Origin of the sequence: Fulvivirga marina (assembly GCF_016775155.1) — a bacterium.
GTDB lineage: Bacteria > Bacteroidota > Bacteroidia > Cytophagales > Cyclobacteriaceae > Fulvivirga > Fulvivirga marina.
The window spans coordinates 26916-40733 of the sequence record NZ_JAEUGD010000061.1 but is presented as its reverse complement, the minus strand read 5'-3'; the positions used below and the strand labels follow the sequence as shown (position 1 = coordinate 40733).

Annotated in this window: 14 protein-coding genes and 1 tRNA gene; 13 read left to right on the top strand and 2 right to left on the bottom strand. The window is 37.8% G+C overall.

Features of this window, described 5'->3' with window-relative positions; translation table 11 throughout:
* Positions 1 to 7 precede the first annotated feature (7 nt).
* The 13 genes from JMN32_RS18575 (at position 8) to JMN32_RS18515 (ending at position 11281) form a co-directional block, all read left to right on the top strand.
* On the top strand, positions 8 to 970 hold the full coding sequence (locus JMN32_RS18575; RefSeq protein WP_202857868.1) for a lysylphosphatidylglycerol synthase transmembrane domain-containing protein: 963 nt from the start codon (positions 8 to 10) through the stop codon (positions 968 to 970).
* Complete coding sequence (locus JMN32_RS18570) at positions 967 to 2076, top strand: glycosyltransferase (protein ID WP_202857867.1); 1110 nt, start codon at positions 967 to 969, stop codon at positions 2074 to 2076. The genes JMN32_RS18575 and JMN32_RS18570 overlap by 4 nt, the downstream gene beginning before the upstream one ends.
* Before the next feature lie 54 nt (positions 2077 to 2130).
* Complete coding sequence (locus tag JMN32_RS18565; protein WP_202857866.1) at positions 2131 to 3351, top strand: PP2C family protein-serine/threonine phosphatase; 1221 nt, start codon at positions 2131 to 2133, stop codon at positions 3349 to 3351.
* A 1-nt stretch (position 3352) separates the two neighbouring features.
* Entirely contained in the window at positions 3353 to 3988 is a 636-nt protein-coding gene (locus JMN32_RS18560) for a polysaccharide deacetylase family protein (RefSeq protein ID WP_202857865.1), read from the top strand.
* Positions 3976 to 5064: a glycosyltransferase gene (locus tag JMN32_RS18555; RefSeq protein ID WP_202857864.1), complete on the top strand. Its 1089-nt coding sequence runs from the start codon at positions 3976 to 3978 to the stop codon at positions 5062 to 5064. The genes JMN32_RS18560 and JMN32_RS18555 overlap by 13 nt, the downstream gene beginning before the upstream one ends.
* A 50-nt stretch (positions 5065 to 5114) precedes the next feature.
* Positions 5115 to 5888 carry a TatD family hydrolase gene (locus tag JMN32_RS18550; RefSeq protein ID WP_202857863.1) on the top strand — a complete coding sequence of 258 codons (774 nt, stop codon included), beginning with the start codon at positions 5115 to 5117 and terminating at the stop codon, positions 5886 to 5888.
* Positions 5885 to 6955: an asparaginase gene (locus JMN32_RS18545; RefSeq protein ID WP_202857862.1), complete on the top strand. Its 1071-nt coding sequence runs from the start codon at positions 5885 to 5887 to the stop codon at positions 6953 to 6955. Before JMN32_RS18550 ends, JMN32_RS18545 begins: the two co-directional genes overlap by 4 nt.
* A gap of 84 nt (positions 6956 to 7039) precedes the next feature.
* Positions 7040 to 7127: transfer RNA gene (locus JMN32_RS18540), tRNA-Ser, on the top strand.
* A 472-nt stretch (positions 7128 to 7599) separates the two neighbouring features.
* A complete protein-coding gene (locus JMN32_RS18535) occupies positions 7600 to 8430 on the top strand; it encodes a MotA/TolQ/ExbB proton channel family protein (RefSeq protein ID WP_202857861.1) in 831 nt (276 codons plus the stop codon).
* A gap of 33 nt (positions 8431 to 8463) precedes the next feature.
* Entirely contained in the window at positions 8464 to 8790 is a 327-nt protein-coding gene (locus tag JMN32_RS18530; RefSeq protein ID WP_202857860.1) for a hypothetical protein, read from the top strand.
* The gene (locus tag JMN32_RS18525) at positions 8790 to 9377 is read left to right on the top strand and encodes an ExbD/TolR family protein (protein ID WP_202857859.1); all 588 of its coding nucleotides are present in this window, start codon (positions 8790 to 8792) and stop codon (positions 9375 to 9377) included. The genes JMN32_RS18530 and JMN32_RS18525 overlap by 1 nt, the downstream gene beginning before the upstream one ends.
* Positions 9378 to 9839: an ExbD/TolR family protein gene (locus JMN32_RS18520; protein WP_155175175.1), complete on the top strand. Its 462-nt coding sequence runs from the start codon at positions 9378 to 9380 to the stop codon at positions 9837 to 9839.
* Between the two features lie 80 nt (positions 9840 to 9919).
* The gene (locus tag JMN32_RS18515; RefSeq protein ID WP_202857858.1) at positions 9920 to 11281 is read left to right on the top strand and encodes an MFS transporter; all 1362 of its coding nucleotides are present in this window, start codon (positions 9920 to 9922) and stop codon (positions 11279 to 11281) included.
* Here JMN32_RS18515 and JMN32_RS18510 read toward each other — a convergent pair.
* Positions 11234 to 13024: an SLC13 family permease gene (locus JMN32_RS18510; RefSeq protein WP_202857857.1), complete on the bottom strand. Its 1791-nt coding sequence runs from the start codon at positions 13022 to 13024 to the stop codon at positions 11234 to 11236. The genes JMN32_RS18515 and JMN32_RS18510 overlap by 48 nt on opposite strands.
* Before the next feature lie 9 nt (positions 13025 to 13033).
* The gene (locus JMN32_RS18505; RefSeq protein WP_202857856.1) at positions 13034 to 13804 is read right to left on the bottom strand and encodes an AMP nucleosidase; all 771 of its coding nucleotides are present in this window, start codon (positions 13802 to 13804) and stop codon (positions 13034 to 13036) included.
* Positions 13805 to 13818: the final 14 nt, after the last annotated feature.

The following is a 13818-nucleotide window of genomic DNA, read 5'->3' as shown; positions in this document are numbered from 1 at the left end:
TATAAATATGCCTGATCTAATAAAAACTTCTTTCTATAAACGAGCATTATGGCCGATTCTTAAAGCGGTTATTCTGATACTGTTAATTTCATTTATTTACTTAAAGCTTCAGGGTAGTAGAGATTCGGCAGAAACCACCAGGAGGTATATTCAAACCATACTTCATAATAACGTTGAATGGTTGGTAGTTGTAATGGGACTAATGTTTGTGAATTGGGGAATAGAAGCGGTAAAGTGGATGGTGCTTGTGAAACCCTTGGCTAAAATGTCATTCCTCAGTGCTATCAAAGGAGTGCTTACCGGTTTAAGCCTTAGTTTTATGACGCCACATGGCTTGGGGGATTATTTTGGTCGGGTGATGCAGGCTGGTAATCCTAATAGGGGACGGTATATTGGAGCTATCATGTTAGGACGGTTTTGCCAGATGGTTCCAACTGCACTATTTGGCACCTTAGGTTTATATTACATTTCTGCCACTGCAATGTGGGTTTATGTTTTTTTAGCGTTAGTAGCAGGTGGGACAATACTTTTGATTTATCATAATGGCTATCGGTTAATAGAGGGCGTGATGCCTGAGAAATTTAAAAACAAGCTTATTTATTATTTTGGTATTATCAATATGTATTCGTTTGTAGAGGTTGTTAAGGTCTTATTGTTGTCAATCTTTCGTTATTTTGTTTTTGCACTTCAGTTTGGAGTGATATTAGCTCTGTTCTTGCCGGGGATTGGTCTTGATCTAAATATTGCCGGAGTAACCTGGATATTTCTGTCTAAGTCAATTTTACCCACTTTTAACTTTCTTAGCGATCTTGGTGTAAGGGAGTTCTCAGCTATTTATTTTTATGAGAAATATCAGGTTGACCTTATGGCTGTTGTAAGTGCCAGTTTAACTTTATGGCTGATTAATATATTGGTGCCAACTATTATTGGAGCTCCACTTACCTTAAAAATGAGGTTAAAGGCAAAATGAGTGTAGTTTTAATTATTATTGTTTCCGTCTATTGTCTATTGCTTGTAGTGCTGAATGTTGGTTGGGTACATAATAAAAGTATTCCCACCTATGTTGATAAGTTGAATCATCATTACTCTGTAATTGTACCCTTTAGAAATGAACAAACTAACCTGAGGAGATTGCTAAATAGCCTGCAAAGTCAAAACTTTCCTGGCGACTCCTATGAGGTTATTCTTGTTAATGATCACTCAGATGATTTGTCAGTTGAAATTATTAACGAGTTTGTGCCAAAAGTACAGTCGTGGTCCCTTTTACATTTAGAAGCGGAGTTTGGTAAAAAGCAGGCATTGTTAAGAGGTATACAGTCATCGAAAGGTTCTGTGATTGTCACGACTGATGCAGATTGTAGCATGGGAGAGGATTGGCTAATGAGTATTGCTAGTTATTATGAAAGTACCGATGCCCATATGGTTACAGGGCCAGTCACTTTTGAAAGGGGTACTACTTTTTTTGAAAGATTACAAACCATTGAATTTGCCAGTTTGATTGGTACAGGTGCAGCCAGTTTAGCATTGGGAATTCCTAACATGTGCAATGGAGCTAACCTTTCTTTTCTTAAAGCATCTTTTTTTAAGGTGGGAGGGTATAAAGGCAATGAGCAAATACCAAGTGGCGATGATGAGTTTTTGATGCATAAGTTTTGGGAGGTATTCAGAGGTAAAGTTTATTTTAATAGGTCTAAGGATGCAGTTGTTCGAACACTGGCACACGCGCATTGGAGCAATTTTTTTCAACAGCGTAAGCGGTGGGCCAGCAAGTGGAAGTTTTACTCTAGCAAGAAAACTACTTTGCTGGCAGCATTTGTTTTAGTGTTTAATATGTCGTTTATACTTGCCCTGATGCTATTGATACTTGATTTGAAAAGTTATAGGTTCTTGTTAGGGGTAGTGTTCTTTAAAATGATATTGGAGGCTTATTTTCTATATAAAGTTTTAAATTTTCTTGATAAAAGGCTTAACCTTTTTCTTTTTGCTTTCTTGCAATTTACCTATCCAATTTATGTAGTAATATTCGGAATAGCTGCTAACTTTGGCGAGTACAGGTGGAAAGGGAGGAAACATTAGCCTAACTTTTTCAAATATTTATTATATTGTATCAGGTGTGCAGGTTGATTTCTTATGGAGACATTGTCGTTACAAAACAAGTATAATTTAAAGGAACTGGAGCTGAATGCTCTTTTGGAGATTACTCAGGCTATTAACAATAATCTTCCTGAATCTTCTCTATATAAAATATATGATTTCACGTTAAGAGCCAACCTGAATATCAAGCGGCTTGCACTTTATGTTTTGGATGAAAAGTGGGAGTGCAAGGTGAATTATGGTACAGAAATGGACTGTTTTGCAACAGATTTGGATGTGGAATTTGCCAGAAATACCTCAATAACGCCCATAATAAAAGAACGGGGAGATGTCTTTGATGAGTTCGATTGTGTTGTGCCTATATCTCATAAGACTTCAATATTGGCCTTGGTTTTTGTTGGTGATCTGGATGAGGAGGATGAAGATGTTAGGAAAAGTGGCATGCGGTTCATACAGGCTTTGAGCAATATAATCATTGTTGCTATAGAGAATAAAAAACTGGCTCGAAAGCAGCTTGAGCAGGAGGCTCTTAGGAAGGAACTTGAGATTGCCAGCGATGTTCAGCAGTTCCTGTTTCCCGAAAGTCTGCCCTATGGGCTAAGGCTGAAAATTGAAGCTAGCTACCTGCCTCACGACAGGGTGGGGGGTGATTATTACGACTATATCCCTATCAATAAAAATCAGTTTCTTATCTGTATTGCAGATGTTTCTGGTAAAGGTATTCCTGCAGCTTTGATGATGTCTAATTTTCAGGCTTCATTAAGGACTTTGGTGAGACAAACTCCAAATATCAAGGAGATTATTGAGGAGCTTAACTATCATGTGCTTGAAAATGCTAAAGGTGAGAAATTTATCACTTGCTTCCTTGGTATCTATGATCACCAGTTGAAAACCCTGGTATATGTAAATTCAGGGCATAACCCCCCATTGCTTGTAAACAGAAAAGGGGAGATTCAATTGTTGGAAGAGGGTTCTACTGTTTTGGGTGCTTTACACCCTTTACCTTTTATCAATGAAGGGTTTATAACTGATTTGGATGATTTTCTGCTTTTCTGCTATACGGATGGTGTTACTGAAACAGAAAATGAAAGTGGGGATGAGTTTGGTATGCAGAAGTTGCTTGATTATTTTAGTAAAAACAGAAATAAAGACCTTAAAAGAATACATCAGGATATTATTATTGATCTTGATGGTTTTAAGGGTAGAAATGGTTATAAAGATGATATCACGATGTTATCGTGTAAAATAGAGCCTTAATATGTTTTTTCATAAAACTCCAGCTATAGTTCGATGGTTCTATCCTCAGCTAACCTGGAATATGCCTAAAGGAAGTCAAGATACTATTTACCTTACCTTTGATGATGGCCCCATACCAGGACTCACTAACTTTATTTTGGATACCCTTGATCAATTTGAAGCTAAAGCAACTTTTTTTTGTGTGGGGGAAAACCTTAAGAAAAACAAAAAAATAGCAGAAAATGTAATTAACAGGGGACATACCCTTGCAAACCATACTTTTAATCATCTAAATGGCTGGAAGACCAGTCATGAAAAGTATCTGGAAAATGTGAAACTATGCCAGAATGAGTTAGAAAACCTTGGGCAGCAGAAAAAAATATTACGTCCACCCTATGGTAAAATTTCTAGAAAGCAAATTGCTTCGTTAATAAAGGATTATCAAATCGTAATGTGGGATGTGCTTTCAGGGGATTACAGCCCCAAAATAAATCCGACAGACTGTTTAGAACAAACGGTAAGGGTAACGAAAAATGGTGCCATTGTACTCTTTCATGATAACTTAAAAGCAGAGGCCAATGTAAAGTATGCATTACCCGCTTTTGTAAGACACTTTCATGAGTTGGGGTACCAGTTTAAAACATTATGTATGGACTAGCGGTGATTTTAATAATTATATGTGTCATCACTGTAATAATAGATCTGTTGTTGATATTATTCTGGTATACGAGCCGCCAAGAGCTTAATTACTCTGCTGCCAGTTACCCTAAAGTGTCGGTGCTGGTGGCAGCACGTAATGAAGAACATAATATAAAGCGATGCATCAATGCTCTGCTGAATTTAAATTACCCTGCGGATAAACTTGAAATATGGATAGGAGATGATTCGTCTGAAGATCATACTTTGAGGGAAGCTCGGAAATTTGCTGACAATTACTCTCATATTCATGTAGTTGAAATTACAGGTAACCTGGGCAATGCCCGAGGCAAGGCCAATGTTCTGGCTCATCTGGCCAGGCAAGCTAGGGGCAATATTTATTTTATTACAGATGCTGATATAGCAGTAAACAAAGATTGGATCGTCGGCATGTTGTGTGGTTTGAAACCTGGTGTCGGTATTGTCAATGGTGTAACGGCCGTTGAAGACCATAGTTTGCAAAATGTAGACTGGCTATTTGCTATTGGTATGGTCAAGGTAATAACTGATCTGGGGAAACCGGTAACAGCTATAGGAAACAATATGTGTGTTACAAAAGAAGCTTATGAGAGTGTGGGAGGGTATGAAAATATTCCTTTTTCTATAACTGAGGATTTTGAGTTATTTAAGCAGGTTAAAAATAAAGGTTTTGTCCTTGTTCAGTTGATGAAGCCAGATGTGCTTGCTAGAACAAAAAGTATAAGAGGAGTCAAAAATTTACTCAATCAACGAAAGAGGTGGATGTTTGGAGCAGTGCAGCTTCCTGTTCCGGTAGTTAGTATGTTAACTTTTCAAGCTCTTTTCCACTTTTCAATTCTACCTTTATTATTCATTCATCTATACTTTGGGGGTGTAATCTTATTACTGAAAATAGTTATTCAAACCTTTTTTGTTGCAAGCGTTCATAACCGACTTAAATTATCAATTAATTGGACTGCCACGATCTTTTATGACCTTTATGCTTTTGGTTTATCCCTATTGAGTTCAATTTACTTTTTAATTCCAACTAAAGTCAGGTGGAAAGGTAGGAAATATTAACTTTGGCCGGACTTGTGACTTTTTTTGTTGGATGAATTATATAAAGTAGAATGAACGAATTTGTAGACAGCCACGCCCATATTTATCTCAATAAATTCAAAGAGGATTTGAGTGATGTCCTTGAGAGATCATTTGAGCATGGAGTTAACAGGATTTACATGCCAAATATAGATCATACATCAATTGATGATATGATGGAAGTGGAAAGTAAGTACCCGAATAACTGTTTTTCAATGATGGGGCTGCACCCATGTTCAGTACAAAAGGGCTTTGAAAAAGAGTTGTACCTAGTAGAGGAATGGCTCGGAAAAAGAGATTTTGTAGCCATAGGTGAAATAGGTACTGACCTGTATTGGGATAAGACCTATTGGGAAGAGCAAAAAGAAGCTTTTAAAATACAGGTAGAATGGGCTAAGGAGTATAAGTTGCCACTAGTAATTCATTGTAGGGAGTCTATTGATGAGACTATTGAATTGCTGGAGGCAGTTAAAAATGATGAGTTGACAGGAGTTTTTCATTGCTTTTCAGGTGATCTCGAACAGGCGAGGAAAATAATTGATCTAGGGTTTTATCTGGGTTTTGGAGGAGTGGCCACATTTAAAAATGGAGGGTTAGATGCTGTAATACCTCATATAGGCCTTGATCATATTCTACTTGAAACTGATAGCCCTTATCTTGCGCCGGTGCCGCACCGGGGTAAGAGAAATGAGCCAGCTTACATTCCTGTTATAGCTAAGCGAGTGGCTACTCTGAAAGAAATGCCATTAGATGAAATAGCTGCAAAAACAACAGCCAATGCTCTAATACTATTTGGTCAAAAATGAATTACTCTAAAATAAATATCATTACTTCAGCTTATTCTCAACCAGAAACCTCCATACTGATTATTTATACTGGGGGTACCTTAGGGATGGTGCACGATGAAAAGGGTGCATTGGTTCCTTTTGATTTTAGTTCAATTTTAAATCATGTACCTTCTCTTAGGCGATTAGAACTTAACCTAACTGTTATATCATTTGAGGAGCCGATAGATTCATCAAACATCGGCCCTGATGATTGGGTGAAAATCGGACAAATCATTTTTGAAAACTATAATGATTTTCATGGTTTTGTTGTATTACATGGCACGGATACGATGGCGTTCACTGCATCGGCATTAAGCTTTATGCTCGAAAACCTAGGAAAGCCGGTAATATTTACGGGTGCTCAGTTACCAATATCTTCATTGAGGTCAGATGCACGTGAAAACCTGATCACTGCGCTTGAAATTGCGTCCAGTAAATCGGGGACTCAACCGCTTGTACCAGAAGTTTGTATTTACTTTGACTATGTGCTACTGAGAGGCAATAGGTCAAAAAAAGTTCAAAGCCTTCATTTTGATGCATTTGAGTCAGAAAATTACCCTGTTATGGCAGAATCGGGTGTTGTTATTAATTACAACACATCCGCCATTTATCAAATTGAAGATAATAAACCACTTGTTTTACACAGTAAATTTGACCGTCGGGTCGTTATACTTAAGCTATATCCCGGCATAACCCAAGAGGCGGTTGAGGCTATTCTCCATATTGAAGGGCTTAGGGGGGTAGTATTGGAAACTTTTGGGTCAGGTAATGCCCCGACATCAGAATGGTTTATCGGCCTTGTTAAAGAGGCTGTTAGTAAAGGTATAATTATATTAAATGTGTCACAATGCCCCGGAGGTAGGGTGATACAAGGTAGATACGATACCAGTCAGCAATTAAATGAGTTGGGTGTTATTGAGGGAGCCGATCTTACACTAGAGGCTGCGATTACTAAGCTTATGATGGTATTGGGTGAGGAAGATGATGTAGTGGAGATTAAAAAACGCTTAATACAACCAATTTGTGGCGAGTTAACGCTGAATTAAAGTTATTTAAATTTATTTTATGTTTGCATAAAGTGTTTTTTATTGATTTATTTGTGCTTGCCGTGAAGCAAAGGCTTTTCGCATGGAGAGGTGACCGAGTGGTCGAAGGTGCTCGCCTGGAAAGTGAGTGTGCCCCAAAAGGGTACCGGGGGTTCGAATCCCTTCCTCTCCGCTTGACATATGGATGAAAGAAACTGGTGTGCTAAACACCCTTCATCTTTAAAATGAACCTGGAGGACGGAGTTGAAAAAAATTAGGTTCGAAAGGAGTAAAAGACTAACAGTGAGGGTAGTATGGAAAGAAAATTAGAATATTAGTTATATTCCCTTTTCTTTATGCTAAAATGTTGATATAAAGCCGGGCGGTTGGGTTTATTGTGTTATACAAATTTTTCAACCTGCTCAGATCCAATCGATAATAAAACCCCTCACATTGAATTTTAACGGGCGAGAATGTTTAATGTTCAGAAAAATTATACTAAATATGCTGCCCGGATAAGTCTTTTAAGATTTTTATAAATCGGATAAGATTCAAATATTGCGACCTTATCCATTGAATTTGAAACTTTTAATTAATTTTAACTATAAATTATAATCGTTTAACACTCTCAAACAAAACTCTGAGAAATACTTAAAACTTGAATTATGAAAAAACTATTTACATTATTGGCGCTGGTAGGGGTTCTTTCCCTTGGTTCTCAATCTATGGCTCAGGATGAGTCTGTAGATTCAACGGCTATGGAGAATGATACTACAGCTGCAACAGCTGACCCTGTAGTTGAAGAACCAGATCCTGTAGTAGAAGAAGAGCCTGTTCAGGAGGTTGAGGTAGAGCAGTCTTTCCACCAAATTGTTAAAGATAAATTTATCGAAGGTGGTGTTGAATGGATGACGCCAGTACTTATTTGTTTAATTTTAGGTTTGGCTATTGCCATCGAAAGAATTATAACTTTAAACCTTGCTACTACTAACACAGATAAGCTTTTAGCTAACGTTGAAGATGCATTGGCTTCTGGTGGTGTAGAAGCTGCTAAAGAAGTTACCAGAAATACCAGAGGGCCTGTTGCTTCAATCTTTACTCAAGGTTTGATGAGAATGTCTGAAGGAATAGAAATGGTTGAGAAGTCAATCATCGCTTACGGATCTGTTGAGATGGGTAGATTGGAAAAAGGTCTTGTATGGATATCTCTATTTATTGCTCTTGCTCCAATGCTTGGTTTTACCGGTACTGTAATTGGTATGATTGGTGCATTCGACGCTATTCAGGCAGCTGGTGATATCTCTCCTCAGATTGTTGCTAATGGTATTAAAGTAGCCCTTTTGACAACTGTTGCAGGTCTATTTGTAGGTATTATTCTTCAAGTATTCTATAACTACTTAGTTTCTAAAATTGATTCGCTTGTAAACCAGATGGAAGATGCATCAATCACATTGGTTGACCTTCTTGTTAAGCACAAGCTTACTGGCAAAGCTTAATCAAATTTTTAGTAAACTTAACGTAAATTATATATGGAATCATTTATTAATATAGCGTTGTGGGTAGCGATGATTATGGTGGGGATCGCAGCTTTGGCTGCCGTTGTTCTTCCTCTGATCAACTCGCTTAGCCACCCTAAGACATTGGTAAGGAGTGCGATAGGGGTAGTTGCCTTGATAGTCCTTTTTGTGATTACCTGGTCTATTGCAGATAGTGCAGTAACTAATGCATACATTGAGTTTGGTGTTAACGAAACAAGCTCAAAGTTCGTAGGAGGATCCTTAATGCTGATGTATGTTCTTTTTATTATAGCAGTAATCGGGATCGTATTTTCAGAAATCAATAAAGCTATTAAATAATGGCTAGAAATAAACAAAGAGATAACCCGGAGATTAACTCCAGCTCGATGGCGGATATTGCCTTCTTGCTGTTGATCTTCTTCCTGGTAACAACTACAATTGCTAACGATAGAGGTCTTAGCCTTTTGCTTCCTCCAGACCCGGATACTATGGAGCAAATGGATATTAAGATACCTGAACGAAACATATTCAAGATTCAGGTAAACTCTGCCGATAAGCTGTTGGTTGAGGGAGAACCTCTAACAGATGTTGCGGCTATAAAATCTATGATCAAAGAATTCGTTTTGAACAATGGTCGTAACCCAGAGCTTTCTGATACGCCTAAAGATGCTATTGTATCTTTTAAAACGGATAGGGGAACAAGTCAGGAAATGTTTATAGAGGTGTTGGATCAGGTTCAGGGTGCATACTATGATATGTATGCCGAGAGAGTCGGAGTAACAAATAAGCAATGGAGAGATATTGCCAACGATCTCTCAGATCCTGAAAATAAGAGGTTGTATGATAAGGGAAGAGGATTGAAGGATGGAAAAGTTGAGTTCCCAATGAACATCTCTATTGCAGAACCATCTAAAATTGGAGGTTAAATGTCAAAATTTAAGAAAAAAGCAAATACAAAACAGGAAATCCCTACTTCTGCTTTGCCCGATATTATCTTTATGCTGTTGTTCTTCTTTATGGTGACAACAGTATTGAGGGAGGTGACTATAAACGTAAAGCAAAGGATTCCTGATGCAACTCAGCTTAGAAAACTGCAAAGAAAGTCATTAGTAAGCTACCTTTACATTGGAGAGCCAAAGAAGACTTCTCAGTGGGGGTCGGAGCCACGAATTCAGGCGAATGACGTTTTCATAGAGCCTAAAGATGTGGTGTTGTGGGTAAATCAGGAAAAGGATAAACTGGATGAAGTTGAAAGGGACCAAATCACTATTGCGATGAAAGTTGATAAAGAGGCAAAAAGAGGTTTGGTGTCAGATGTAGAGTTTCAGCTTAGAAAGGCAAATGCCAGAAAGCTTCTCTATACCACGCTACAAGAAATGGAAGAGTAACTATTTCAGTTAAATAATGTAATAATATATAAAAGGGCTTACTGTGTAACAGCAAGCCCTTTTTATTTGAATACCTTAGTATGGAGCTTAACAACCCTAAAACTGTCAATGGATGGTGTATGTATGACTGGGCTAATTCGGTCTACTCATTGGTGATAACCTCAGCCATTTTTCCAGTGTATTACAATAGTATAACCACTGCTGAGGGAGGCTATGATAAAGTTGATTTTTTTGGGCTATCCATTACAAACTCTGTACTTTATTCTTATTCACTCTCTTTTTCATTCCTTTTTGTTGCAGTTATACTACCGCTGTTGTCTGGAATAGCAGATTACAGTGGTAGAAAGAAACTTTTCATGAAGTGCTTTATGTATCTTGGGGCACTGTCATGCATAGGGCTCTATTTTTTTAATGGCTCTGAGGATGTAGAGTTGGCCATTATTTGTTCTGTATTAGCCAGTGTAGGTTACTCTGGTAGCCTGGTTTTTTATGATGCATTCTTACCGGAAATAGTTACAGAAGATCGTGTGGATAAAACCAGTGCCAAAGGATATGCCCTAGGTTATATAGGTAGTGTCCTGCTATTGGTGCTTAATTTGGTGATGATCGAGTACCATGATGCGTTTGGGTTTGTCGAAGGGCAAACTGCAGTGCGGTTTTCATTTCTTTTAGTAGGGGTATGGTGGATAGTGTTCTCTCAAATTACCTTTTCAAGAGTACCTGATAATGTTTACAATCAGCAACCAAAAGGAAATATATTAACAGAGGGATACCATGAATTGGAAAAGGTATGGCATAGCCTCAAAAGGTTGTCAGTCATGAAGCTTTTTCTTGTCGCTTTTTTCTTTTATAATATGGGGGTGCAGACAGTGATGTATTTGGCGGCTACTTTTGGTTCCAAGGAGCTTAAACTTGAAGATAGTAAACTAATTATGACTGTTTTGCTCATCAATATTGTAGCCATATTTGGTGCGTACTTCTTTGCCTATGTTAGTAAAATAAAGGGGAACAAGGTTTCGTTGCTAATCATGGTTTTTGTATGGATATTGATCTGTCTGGGAGCCTATTTTGTATATAATGAGTATGAGTTTTATATTCTGGCGTTTGTTGTAGGGCTTGTAATGGGTGGTATTCAGTCATTGTCCAGGGCTACATATGCAAAGTTGATCCCTAAAGGAAGTATAGATCATGCATCCTATTTTAGCTTTTATGATGTCACCTTTAATGTGTCTATCGTATTCGGAACGTTTGCTTATGGACTTATAGAGCAAATAACAGGAGACATGCGTAATAGCACATTAGCGCTCATGCTCTTCTTTATGGTAGGTATGGGCTTTTTGCTCTTGATAAGGGTTCCGATGCATAGGGTTATTAAAACTGAGGAGATGGAGACCTTAGATAAATATGCCTTTGTGGAGGAAGATAATAGCGGAGGTCGCTAAAAGCAAGTAAATTATAGTGACAGGCAGCCCTATTTTTAAAAAATCTTTAAAATTATAACCTCCTGGTCCATAAATAATGAGATTAGTCTGATATCCAATTGGAGTTAAAAAGGCGGCAGAGGCTGCAAATGCAACTCCTAAGTAAAATGGAGCCCCATCAACGCCCATCTCAGAAGTCATGGCTAGTGTTAGGGGAAAGGCAATGGCAACCGCTCCTACATTGGTGATAAATGAGGTGAGTAATGTAGTAATGATCATGAGTCCGGCCAGAATGGCTATATTTCCATATGGCTGAAAGAGACGCAGGGCCTGATGAGCAACCATTTCACCAGTGCCTGTATTTATCATGGCCTCGCCAATAGATAGAGATAATACGAGAATAGCTACTAGGTGTATGTCAAGGTCGCGTTTAACATTTTTAATCGTGATCAGTTTCATGGCGACCATTACTGAAAAAATGGTCATTAGAGAAAGAAATAGGTTAAATAGTTGAGTGATAATCAGCCCTAAAACAACAACTCCCAATATAGCTAACTTATAGTGGCTGTTGGTCTTTTTGTTTATTTCTTTTGTTTCCCCTGTAATAACATACAAGTCCTTATAGAGATCAACCCTGTCATTGAAATCGTCACCCACATAAAGTAGAAGAACATCTCCTGCTTTAATATTAATTTTACCTATTTTTCCACTTAATTTTTCTCCATTTCTATGTACAGCGATAACCGCAGCATCGTACCTTTCACGAAAGTTTGATTTCTTTATTGTTTTTCCTATCAGGCTGCTATTAGTACTTACCACACTTTCAACCACTCTGAGCTTTCCATTTGTCGACGGTGTTAGCTTTTCTGGTAATTCAATACCAATATCAGTCAAGGTGAGATCTACAATATTATCTGTATTGCCAGCAAAAATGAGAATGTCTTTCGCTTGAATGACTTCTTTTGGAGTGACTGGGGAAATTATCTTGTCATCACGGATGATCTCTACGAGGTAAACCCCACTTAAATTTCTTAAACCGCCTTCAACTATCGATTTTCCAATTAACGAACTATTTTCGCTGAGTCTTTTTTCAATAAGATATTGTCTTTTATTTGCTTGAAACTTAGCTATTATATCTTTTCTATCGGGCAATAGTTTGTTGCTGAAAAGCATCAGAAAAATTATACAAAAAACGGCAACTATACTTCCTGTGAAGAGCAGTTCTAAAGGGTCTATTCCTGGTATGTTGCTTTCGTACATGAACCCGTTTAATACCAGTGTAGTGGAAGTACCTATAAGTGTAACCATTCCTCCAATGATCGTAGAATAGGAGAGTGGTATTAATAGTTTAGACGGAGAGATATTGTTTTTTTTGCCCCAATTGAATACGTATGGAGTCATTAGTACCACAACAGGGGTATTGTTAACAAAAGTAGATAAAACAGCTACTTTGCCCATCATGGATATTAAGAATTGCCGGTAAGTTTTGGCTTTTCCAAAGGCTCTGTCAAGAAGTAATTCAACATTAAAATTACTTCTGATGCCTGCCGTGATGAGTATAAGGAGTATTACACTTGCAATGGATTGGTTTGAAAAGCCTTCGAGTACTTCCGCGGGTGATATTATCCCGAACATAACCAAAAGCAATACGGCAAACAAAAAGCTTACAGCAGGCTTCATCCATTCAAGGTATATTGAAATAAACAATAGTAGAATGACAGTTAATACGAAATATGGCTGTAAACCAATCGCAATGAAGTTCATATTAGATGTTTAGTATCTAAGGTGTTTGACAGAATCTCCTGAATTAATCAATTCCATTAGGGCGTCAATACCTATTTCTAGATGGTTATTAACATATGAACTTGTGACATTTTTATCACTTTCAGAGGTTTTGACGCCCTCTGGTATCATGGGGTTATCAGATACCAATAAAAGAGCTCCTCTGGGAATCTCATTTTTAAAGCCAACGGTAAATATTGTTGCCGTTTCCATATCAATAGCCATAGTTCGGATTTGACGCAAGTATTTTTTAAATGTCTTGTCATGCTCCCATACTCGCCTGTTGGTTGTGTAAACGGTACCTGTCCAGTAATCTAACTCACGCTTTTTAATCATGGAAGAAACGGCTCTTTGCAGGCTAAATGAAGGTAGGGCAGGAATTTCCAAAGGTAAATATTCGTTGCTTGTACCTTCACCCCTGATTGCAGCTATCGGGAGGATTAAATCCCCCAATTTTGTTTTCTTCTTTAAACCACCACATTTTCCAAGAAACAATGCAGCTTTTGGTTCGATGGCAGAAATTAAATCCATTACTGTAGCTGCCATAGCACTACCCATTCCAAAGTTGATAATAGTGATGTTATTAGCCGTAGCCGTTTGCATAGGTTTATCAAGTCCATTGACTTCTACCTCAAATTTCTCAGCAAACATGTGGACGTAGTTGATGAAGTTGGTTAGTAGAATATACTCACCAAATTGCTCTAAGGGTACCCCCGTGTACCTGGGTAACCAGTTGTCTACAATTTCCTTTTTTGTTTTCATATATTATTAAGTTA

What these genes read in the sequence shown, in the direction of transcription:
- JMN32_RS18575 (WP_202857868.1), top strand. Translation starts at nt 8, where the DNA reads ATGCCTGATCTAATAAAAACTTCTTTCTATAAACGAGCATTATGGCCG.
- JMN32_RS18570 (WP_202857867.1), top strand. Translation starts at nt 967, where the DNA reads ATGAGTGTAGTTTTAATTATTATTGTTTCCGTCTATTGTCTATTGCTT.
- JMN32_RS18565 (WP_202857866.1), top strand. Translation starts at nt 2,131, where the DNA reads ATGGAGACATTGTCGTTACAAAACAAGTATAATTTAAAGGAACTGGAG.
- JMN32_RS18560 (WP_202857865.1), top strand. Translation starts at nt 3,353, where the DNA reads ATGTTTTTTCATAAAACTCCAGCTATAGTTCGATGGTTCTATCCTCAG.
- JMN32_RS18555 (WP_202857864.1), top strand. Translation starts at nt 3,976, where the DNA reads ATGTATGGACTAGCGGTGATTTTAATAATTATATGTGTCATCACTGTA.
- JMN32_RS18550 (WP_202857863.1), top strand. Translation starts at nt 5,115, where the DNA reads ATGAACGAATTTGTAGACAGCCACGCCCATATTTATCTCAATAAATTC.
- JMN32_RS18545 (WP_202857862.1), top strand. Translation starts at nt 5,885, where the DNA reads ATGAATTACTCTAAAATAAATATCATTACTTCAGCTTATTCTCAACCA.
- JMN32_RS18535 (WP_202857861.1), top strand. Translation starts at nt 7,600, where the DNA reads ATGAAAAAACTATTTACATTATTGGCGCTGGTAGGGGTTCTTTCCCTT.
- JMN32_RS18530 (WP_202857860.1), top strand. Translation starts at nt 8,464, where the DNA reads ATGGAATCATTTATTAATATAGCGTTGTGGGTAGCGATGATTATGGTG.
- JMN32_RS18525 (WP_202857859.1), top strand. Translation starts at nt 8,790, where the DNA reads ATGGCTAGAAATAAACAAAGAGATAACCCGGAGATTAACTCCAGCTCG.
- JMN32_RS18520 (WP_155175175.1), top strand. Translation starts at nt 9,378, where the DNA reads ATGTCAAAATTTAAGAAAAAAGCAAATACAAAACAGGAAATCCCTACT.
- JMN32_RS18515 (WP_202857858.1), top strand. Translation starts at nt 9,920, where the DNA reads ATGGAGCTTAACAACCCTAAAACTGTCAATGGATGGTGTATGTATGAC.
- JMN32_RS18510 (WP_202857857.1), bottom strand. Translation starts at nt 13,024, where the DNA reads ATGAACTTCATTGCGATTGGTTTACAGCCATATTTCGTATTAACTGTC.
- JMN32_RS18505 (WP_202857856.1), bottom strand. Translation starts at nt 13,804, where the DNA reads ATGAAAACAAAAAAGGAAATTGTAGACAACTGGTTACCCAGGTACACG.